Raw genomic sequence first — 1,928 nt, 5'->3', positions numbered from 1 at the left:
TTATGTTTCTGCGGTGGGTAAGGGTGAGAATAAGTCCTTTTGGGGTATTCTCACCGGTTTCCAGACTTGTTCTCACGGCATGCCCCCTCTATGGAGCGGGCGACCGCGATTGCTATTCTCACCTGCTGCTGGGCGGGTGTCAAGCTTGTTCTCACCCTCGGTCGCACTCGCTGGCGGGGTGTGCGAGATGAGTTGGCAGGATTGCTCCAAGTGACCTTGCTATCGCTTGTTCCGCTCGCTTGAAACGAAATCGTTTTGCTGCGGAATCGGTTGTGTGATAGCAAAGCAATCGCATGAACTTGAGATAAAAACGTTGAGATGACCTGAACAAGTGTTAGGATGCAGGGCTAGTCAGCCCAAAAAGGATGTCCGGCTTTGAATCTTTGACGTAGCGGTCTGGTGTGGGGCGAAATCACCAGAGTTTGCGAACGACCAGATCACTCGGGAGGGCAGAGGCGATGGCATCGCAACTTTTTATCAAACCAGGGTCGATGGAGCAGGAATTGAAGTGGGCCAAGATTTGGTTCAGGCAACTCTCAACCTTCCTGGGGCGTGACGGCTGGGACAGCCCGCGGCGAACCGAGTTTACTGCGGAGCAAGTGATCGAGTTTCTAAAGAGTAAGCGGGACGCGAACTTTCCGGCCTGGAAGCGAATGAAGATCATTCGCGGGCTGATGATCTATCGCCGGCTGGTGCTGCAAAAACCGGACGATGACCTGGAGCCAGTGCGGAAGAAGATGCTGGAAATCATTGAGGTCGAGCGTCGTCGTGACGAGGGCTACGGATCGATCGAAGAGTCGGGTGGCAAAATCGATGCTCGCGAACCCGATGCGGTCCAGGAATTTCGCCGAGCGATGCGGCGAGCGGGACTGAGGATTGGTACCGAGCGGTCGTACGTGCAGAAACTGAATGCGTTTATGGTTGCGCGAGCGCTGACCTGTCGGGCTGATTTCGAGAAGATCACGGCAATCGACGTCGAGGCTCATCTGACCGACTTGGCGGTCGATGGCAATGTCGCGCCGGAAACGCAAAATGTGGCCTTTCATGCGATGCGAAAATTCTTTGCCTTGGTGCTGAAGCGGGAATTGGGCAGCATCGAGGCAATCCGGGCGACCAAGGGAGGCATGATTCCGACGGTGATGAGTACCCCGGAGGTCAGCCGAGTGTTTGACGGACTGAGCGGTGTGCATTTGGTGATCGCTCAATTGTTGTACGGATGCGGAATGCGGATCAGCGAAGCGATTCGATTGCGGGTCAAGGATTTGGATTTCGACAATCGGCGTGTGGAGATCCATCAATCCAAAGGAGGCAAAAGCCGGGTTGTTCCGATGCCGGAGGAACTTGTCGAGGTGCTCAGGCGATACATGACGACGCGGGCGGCGCTGCATGAACATGACTTGGCCGACGGCACGGCGTCGGTGTGGTTGCCGCATGCGTTGTCAAGAAAATACCCCTCGGCGCATCGCCAGCTCCGCTGGCAGTACCTGTTCGCTTCGTCACGTTTCTCGCGTGACCCACGCACAGGGAATTTGCATCGGCATCATTTGCATCGCGATACTTTTCCGCCTCATTTGCGGCGGGCGGTGGAGGCGGCAGGATTGACCAAGCATGTGACCAGCCACACGTTCCGGCACTGCTTCGCGACTCATTTGTTATGGACGGGAACCGATATTCGCCGAATCCAAGAACTGTTGGGACATGCGGACATCAAGACGACGCAAATCTATACACATGTGGACAATACGTTGGGGCCTGTGGTGGTCAGCCCGCTGGATCGGTTGGCGGCGGATGCGAGGAGTGGGGAAGGGTTGAAAAAGTTAAATTGACAATTGGAAATTTTAAAATAATGAGAGTTCGAAGGGCTGATTCTTCTTGCACCTTCGGTCACTTGGGTGACACTCCGCTGAGGTCCACCGCAATGGCGAGAC

The 1,928-nt window shown here is 55.3% G+C and carries 1 protein-coding gene; it reads left to right on the top strand.

The window, feature by feature from the left end:
- Nucleotides 1–458: 458 nt before the first annotated feature.
- Nucleotides 459–1,826: an integron integrase gene (locus RMSM_RS27990; RefSeq protein ID WP_008705042.1), complete on the top strand. Its 1,368-nt coding sequence runs from the start codon at nucleotides 459–461 to the stop codon at nucleotides 1,824–1,826.
- Nucleotides 1,827–1,928 lie beyond the last annotated feature (102 nt).

Origin of the sequence: Rhodopirellula maiorica SM1 (assembly GCF_000346295.1) — a bacterium.
GTDB lineage: Bacteria > Planctomycetota > Planctomycetia > Pirellulales > Pirellulaceae > Novipirellula > Novipirellula maiorica.
Note: the sequence above shows the minus strand (reverse complement) of the source record. Positions and strands in the feature narration are given on the sequence as shown.

Excerpts from the sequence above, each read along its gene's own strand:
- RMSM_RS27990 (WP_008705042.1), top strand. The coding sequence starts at position 459 with ATGGCATCGCAACTTTTTATCAAACCAGGGTCGATGGAGCAGGAATTG.